This window comes from Paraburkholderia sp. EB58, assembly GCF_050436665.1.
In the GTDB taxonomy this organism is placed as follows: Bacteria; Pseudomonadota; Gammaproteobacteria; order Burkholderiales; family Burkholderiaceae; genus Paraburkholderia.
Map to the genome: position 1 here is coordinate 1 of NZ_JBNDMQ010000084.1, position 5,862 is coordinate 5,862.

Genomic DNA, 5,862 nt, shown 5'->3' on the forward strand with positions numbered 1-5,862 from the left:
ACGCTCACCTTCATGCTGTTCGGAATCGGCATCGTCTTCCCGATCATGGTCGGCTACAACCTGTACCAGTACCACCTGTTCCGCGGCAAGGTCGTGCCCGTTCATCACTAAGCGACACCCTGCATGACGCGCTCTTCAAGAGCGCGTCATGCATCAAACAATGCTGAGATCTCGTCTTCCCTCACTTCCCGTTTCCACAGAGGGGCGCGGTTCTTCAGATAATCGGTCAAAAACTCACAGGCGGAAAATGCAGCTCCGTGGCGTTTTGCGGCCACGGCTACAAGAACCACCGGCTCGCTGGGCAAGACGATGCCGATTCGATGAATGAGCAATACTGCGTCGACGTCCCAGCGAGCCGACACCACCGCGACTGCATGATGAAGCGCGCGTTCAGTCACGTCCGCATAGTGTTCAATCTCGAATGCGACGACGTCGGCACGCGCACCGACATCGCGAACATCGCCGAGAAAGGTCGCGAGCGTCCCGTCTCCACGAAGTAGCGTCATAGCAGACATCGCAGATTCGATGTCTATGCTTTCGAACTGGACGCGCACCGTCACGTCAATGAGCACGCCTGTGTGGCGAGAGCGAGGTGGTTGAGCGGTGTCCGTCGCTAACGTGCACGGCATTACGCAAATAGGCAGGTTCGGTTCCATAGGTCCGTTGATTTCGGATCCCTTTCTAATTTGAAGTGAAAACGACCGCCATTTGACAGCACCGGGGTCCCGCCTAGGGTATGGCGCCACAAACGCGACGAATGAGCACAGACAGTCAACAATGAGAGGAGCACAGTTGTCGACCCACCGGCTCGAAGAAATCTCTCGCATGCCGAGACTCACTTCTGTGCCCTTCGCGCGTCTTCACATGTGTGCTCTCGATCGAGAAGGGCTGACCTTATATTTTCTTATGTGTTTGGACCAGTCCGTGAATGACCGCGCCAGCGAACCGGGGGTTACTCGGGCTGCGGGAAGTGGAATATCAACGACATGGAACCGAAGGAAAGAAAATTGCTGAATCGGTTAATGAACTTAGGAATAGACACCTGGGTAGACGGTATCCGCCGTAGCCATAATCTTCCAATCCAATTGAGCCTTTGGAGCGGAAAGAACTTCGACCTGGGCACTTTCAAAAGTCCGATCGTGCGCATACACGTGCGCGACGCATCGGTTCTACCGCTACTTTTCACCGCGAGCGTGGACTCGCTCAGTGAAGCGTACGTGACAGAACGCATCGACGTGGACGGAAAGCTCGAAGATGTCATCGATGCGATGTATCGCATGTTGCCGTCGTCGTCGCCGAAAAGATCGTCAGTGCGTGCCGGAACCTCAAGTCGAGCGGACCACAGCAGGCAGTGGGATAAAACGTCAACCCGATATCATCATGACGTCTCCAACGACTTTTATAAGCTCTGGCTCGATGAACGGATGGTTTTCTCGTCCGGCTACTTTGAAAGCGGTGATGAAACGCTTGATGAAGCTCAACTCAAGAAGATCGATCATGTTCTCCGTGAAATTGGCGTTCAGCCTGGTCACCGTCTCCTTGACATTGGATGCGGCTGGGGCGCGCTAGTCATGCGTGCTGCTGCAACTTACGGGGCAAGATGCGTCGGTGTCACGCTCTCGGAGAATCAGTATCAGCTCGCAACCGAAAGGGTTCGAGCGGCTGGCTTGAGCGACAGGGTTGAGATCAGGCTCGAAGACTATCGCGATGTCCGTGGGACGTTTGAGCGGGTAACGAATGTTGGAATGTTTGAGCACATAGGGCGAGACAGGCTCCCGTCATATTTTTCAAAGGTCCGCAGCCTCCTTGCGGACGACGGCATGCTCATAGACCATTGCATCACGAACCCCGACTCTGATCAGGGCAACACACAAGCGCCTCGCGACGAGTTCATCAGCCGATTTATGTATCCGTCGGGCGAGCATCATATTTCGCTGGTGACCCGAGCATTGCAGCAGAGCGGATTGGAGGCTATCGACGTGAAAAATCTCGGCCGACACTGCGCCACGACACTGAAACACTGGGCGGCGCGCTATGAGCAACACGCGGACCGCATTCGTCAAACTGTCGGCGAGACCAAATACAGAATCTGGCGGGTCTACCTTGCAGGGTGCGCACACGCATTCTCTGCTGGCAACGCATCGCCGTATCAGGTCGTATGCCGGAAGGCAGGAGGCACTGCGTCAATGCTCGGCTGACGCCGCAAAGCCTCGCGCGAATTCCGCGGCCAAACCGGGCTTCGCAAACAGGAAGCCCTGCGCCAGCGGCACGCCGATGGCCTCCAGGATGCGTTGCTGCGCTGACTCCTCGACGCCCTCGGCGACCACCAGCGCACCCACTTGTCCCGCGAGAAACGCGATGCCTTCCACCAGCGCGCGGTCGTTGCTGACGACACCGTGTACGAATTGACGGTCGATCTTGATGTAGTCGAACTGAAAACGCTGCAGCAGCGCAAGGTTGCTGTTTTCGGTGCCGAAGTCATCAACGGCGAACTTGACGCCCTGGCTTCCCAGCTTCGCCAGATGATCGCGCACATCGTCGATGCCCGCGAGCAGCCCTCGTTCGGTAATTTCGAAGACGACCTGCAGTCTGGTCCGACTGGCCGCGAGGATGTCGCTCAGATCGCAAGGAAACTCTCGCAGACCGGCGTGGAAAGCCGCCAGGTTGACGGTGATGCTGAACCCGTTCGGTAGATCCATCGCGCCAAGTTCCGCGAGCGCCTGTTTGAGGACGAATTGCGTCAGGTCCGCAATCACCGGACTATTCTCCACATGGCCGATGAACTGCCCGGGCATTACCAGGCCCCACTGCGGATGCTGCCAGCGCACCAGCGCCTCGGCCCCCACCCATTGCCCAGTCGCCATGTCGACAATGGGCTGATAGAAGACAAAGAACTCGTCACGCGCCAAGCCCCGCCGGACGCCGCGGATCAGGCGCCGCCGCGGCGTATAGACGCTCAGGTAGCCAGCCGCGATCGTCGAACCCAGCAACAGGCCAATCAGTGAAGTCGCGCCTTCAACCGCAACAAGATCATGCACCCGCCACGCCTGAACGCCTTGCACCGATACGGAAAACAGCGCATCGGGCGCCGAGTAGCTGGCGAGGCCCATACGATGCGAAGCCGGGTCGATAAACTAGCCGTCGCTGGTGAGCGCACTGCCATCGGAGCCGATGACGGCCGTCGACTGGACTCCGGCCGCGGTCCCGCTCACAAGCAGGTCTTTAACGTAAACGCCTGGGATAACGAAGCCAATCCCGGTGTGCGGGGACAGACGGTCGTAGACGATCATCGCCGGCCGGTCCGGATGTCGCGGCGTGCCGGGGCGCATGGCTATCTGGATCCTCGCGCTCGAGGGTGAAACGTACACCGACAACGGGATGTCGACGGCTCCCATTAGCGTCGAGCAGTAGACGCGATTGTCTTTCACAAAGAACGCGCTGCCTACGTAGGGCGCAAGCTCTCCCTCCTCTGTGAGACCGGCCGTGATGCTTACGCATGCTTGCCCTGCGAACTGTGCGAGTTGCTGACTGTCGAGTTCGACTACGGCAACCAGATCGTGGAACGGGAGACTGATGTCTTCTGCGAGGGCCGCTTCACGTTGCTGCGTGTGTATGGTGGCGACATGATAGCCAGCCGCCAGGGACACAACCAGAACCGCGCCAAGGATGCCGACGGCCGAGAACCGCATCCGCCGTGGCTGGGTGGCTGTGTCGACAGGACGGGGCAATACGGTCGTAGCGAATCTCGCGATTGTGACTGTGATCATGATCGTATTGTGATCATCCGGCGATATGGCTTACGACATCCGTGTCCACCATGCAGGCCCGGTTTCGTCCGCGCTGTTTGGCGCTATAAAGCGCCTTGTCTGCGGCCGCCACCAGGGCGCTCCCGTCACCGTCTTCGCCCGGCCGTTGCGCAGCCACGCCGACACTAATGGTCACGATGCCGGTCTGGCACGCTGGATGTGGAATCCGCAGGTTTTCAATGCCTGCCCGAATACGCTCAGCGACGATCAGCGCGCCGTGCTGATCGGTATCTGCCAGGATCAGTGCGAACTCTTCGCCACCATACCGAGCCGCGATGTCCGTCGGACGCCTCGCCGCGGAAGCAATCGCTTGTGCCACTCGACGCAAGCACTCGTCGCCGCTCTGATGCCCGTCGTGGTCGTTATAGCTCTTGAATGCATCGATATCGATCATCATCGCAGCAACCGGGTTCCGGCTTTCTGCGTGTGTGTGCTGACGCCATACCCGTTCTAGCTCGCGGTCAAAATGCCGCCGGTTGAACAGGCCCGTCAGGCCATCCCGGAAGGCAAGCCCCTGCAGTTCGGTTCGCTCGTCTGCGAGTCGTTGCTCAGCGGTCTTGCGCTCCGTAATGTCTCGAACTGTGACCGCCAGCATCTCCGGCTTGCCGGAGAACGGGTCGACGACAAGCCGCAGATACGTCTTTATCCAGCGAGCCTGACCGTCCGGACGCCTGAGGCGACTGTCCAGCGAAACCTCGGCCTTTGCCGCGGTCAGACTCTCAAAGGCGGTGACTATTGCATCGCAATCGTCTGGCAGCACGAGTTCGGAGTAGCGCACGCCGATGAGATCCTCGGGTGCATAGCCCAACACCGGAATGATACGTGGCGACACGTAGATGATCCTGCCGTCGAGCCCCACGCTCATTACGATATCGGTCGCGTTCTCCGCGAGCACCTGGTAGCGTCGTTCGCCGTCGCGAAGCCGCGCAATCAGGCGGTTTCGCTGCGCCTGGGCGACGCTGATAGGCAACGCGATGGCCAGCGCGGCCACGAGATAGAGCTGCAGGGCGAAGATGCGGGCCTGCATGCTCCCGTAGGGTTCAATCCAGAATGGGCCCGAACCATGCATCGTGAACCACACGGCAATCGCGAGACACATCAGTGGACCAACCAGAACCGCTGAGGCGTCCGCCTGAAACGCCAGCAGCGCAATGGGCGGAAGTGCACAGTACAGCAGGTGGAACCGGCTTTGCCCGAAAACGCCTATCGTGACGATGCAAACCAGCAGCAACAGCAAGCCATTTCTCTTGCGACGCCCTGCGTGCAGGAGATGGAAAACTTCTCCCGTCCAGCATGCCACGGCAGCCGGCGTGAAGATCGCCAGACCTAACGCGTGCGAGGCGAACCAGTCCACCAGGGTCGGCCATTGCGAGCCGCCCGGTTGAGTGGCTTGCAAGAGCGTATCAGCAGCCCCGACGCGATGGGTGCAAGCAATGCGCCACCCACGAGAAACTTTGCCAACGGTTTTAACCGGATCAGCTCGGTGACCATCGAAATACGCGGGGCAAATTCCAACGCGATCACCACCTCCACGAGATTCGCGAATGAGTCGGCCAGCGATACGCCCAGACCATGGCCAACCAATAGTCGGGCGACGAGATTGCCAAGCGCTCCGCCACCGAGCACCGCGCAGCGCTGTCTGCGTCTTGCAACGATCAGAGGCGCGAGCAAAGCCGCATTGGCCAGCCAGATCGGCGAGATTTCGCCGTCGATGGTTCGGAGTTCATAACTGGTCACATAGGCGAGCGTCGTCACCACCAACGCAGGCAGAGCGAACAGGAGATTGCGGGCCCAGGGAAACGGTGTTGCGTACATGCTCTTCTCTCATTCCCTTACGCAATCGAATTTCTAGTTAGTAATACTACGTTTCATCGAAAGAAAGACGAAATGAAGATTTAATATGCCGACATTTTTTTACTTGGCTACTGTCTATATAGCGGCGCAAGTCCGAGAAACTTTAGGGCTACGCTGAAGAAGCCGCCGTTTCGCCGACGGTTTGCTGCTGAACTGCGGAATGCGAGATCAGCGACGCGACTGGTTCCGTTTCGTGGCCCAG

General features: G+C 58.8%; 6 protein-coding genes and 1 pseudogene. 2 read left to right on the top strand and 5 right to left on the bottom strand.

Features of this window, described 5'->3' with window-relative positions; all coding sequences use genetic code 11:
• Positions 1-111, top strand: a pseudogene (locus tag P3T40_RS44685) (cytochrome d ubiquinol oxidase subunit II); the annotation flags it as partial.
• 35 nt (positions 112-146) lie between these two features.
• Here P3T40_RS44685 and P3T40_RS44690 read toward each other — a convergent pair.
• Entirely contained in the window at positions 147-656 is a 510-nt protein-coding gene (locus P3T40_RS44690; RefSeq protein WP_429274054.1) for a molybdenum cofactor biosynthesis protein MoaE, read from the bottom strand.
• A gap of 330 nt (positions 657-986) precedes the next feature.
• Here P3T40_RS44690 and P3T40_RS44695 point away from each other — a divergent pair, with 330 nt between their 5' ends.
• Positions 987-2,198: a class I SAM-dependent methyltransferase gene (locus P3T40_RS44695; RefSeq protein ID WP_429274055.1), complete on the top strand. Its 1,212-nt coding sequence runs from the start codon at positions 987-989 to the stop codon at positions 2,196-2,198.
• Here the strand turns inward: P3T40_RS44695 and P3T40_RS44700 are convergent.
• Genes P3T40_RS44700 through P3T40_RS44715 form a run of 4 tightly spaced genes read right to left on the bottom strand, consistent with a single transcriptional unit; the run spans position 2,184 to position 5,621 of the window.
• Entirely contained in the window at positions 2,184-3,110 is a 927-nt protein-coding gene (locus P3T40_RS44700) for an EAL domain-containing protein (protein ID WP_429274056.1), read from the bottom strand. The two genes, P3T40_RS44695 and P3T40_RS44700, sit on opposite strands and share 15 nt — an antisense overlap.
• A gap of 24 nt (positions 3,111-3,134) precedes the next feature.
• Entirely contained in the window at positions 3,135-3,767 is a 633-nt protein-coding gene (locus tag P3T40_RS44705) for a CSS-motif domain-containing protein (protein WP_429274057.1), read from the bottom strand.
• Between the two features lie 13 nt (positions 3,768-3,780).
• Positions 3,781-5,202 (bottom strand): diguanylate cyclase domain-containing protein, encoded by a 1,422-nt coding sequence (locus P3T40_RS44710; RefSeq protein ID WP_429274058.1) that lies wholly within the window; start codon positions 5,200-5,202, stop codon positions 3,781-3,783.
• Positions 5,133-5,621, bottom strand: a complete 489-nt coding sequence (locus P3T40_RS44715) for a hypothetical protein (protein WP_429274059.1) — start codon at positions 5,619-5,621, stop codon at positions 5,133-5,135. Before P3T40_RS44715 ends, P3T40_RS44710 begins: the two co-directional genes overlap by 70 nt.
• Between the last annotated feature and the right edge of the window lie 241 nt (positions 5,622-5,862).

Bases quoted from the DNA above. Each gene is read 5' to 3' on its own strand.
- P3T40_RS44690 (WP_429274054.1), bottom strand. From the start codon at position 656: ATGGAACCGAACCTGCCTATTTGCGTAATGCCGTGCACGTTAGCGACG.
- P3T40_RS44695 (WP_429274055.1), top strand. From the start codon at position 987: ATGGAACCGAAGGAAAGAAAATTGCTGAATCGGTTAATGAACTTAGGA.
- P3T40_RS44700 (WP_429274056.1), bottom strand. From the start codon at position 3,110: ATGGGCCTCGCCAGCTACTCGGCGCCCGATGCGCTGTTTTCCGTATCG.
- P3T40_RS44705 (WP_429274057.1), bottom strand. From the start codon at position 3,767: ATGATCACAGTCACAATCGCGAGATTCGCTACGACCGTATTGCCCCGT.
- P3T40_RS44715 (WP_429274059.1), bottom strand. From the start codon at position 5,621: ATGTACGCAACACCGTTTCCCTGGGCCCGCAATCTCCTGTTCGCTCTG.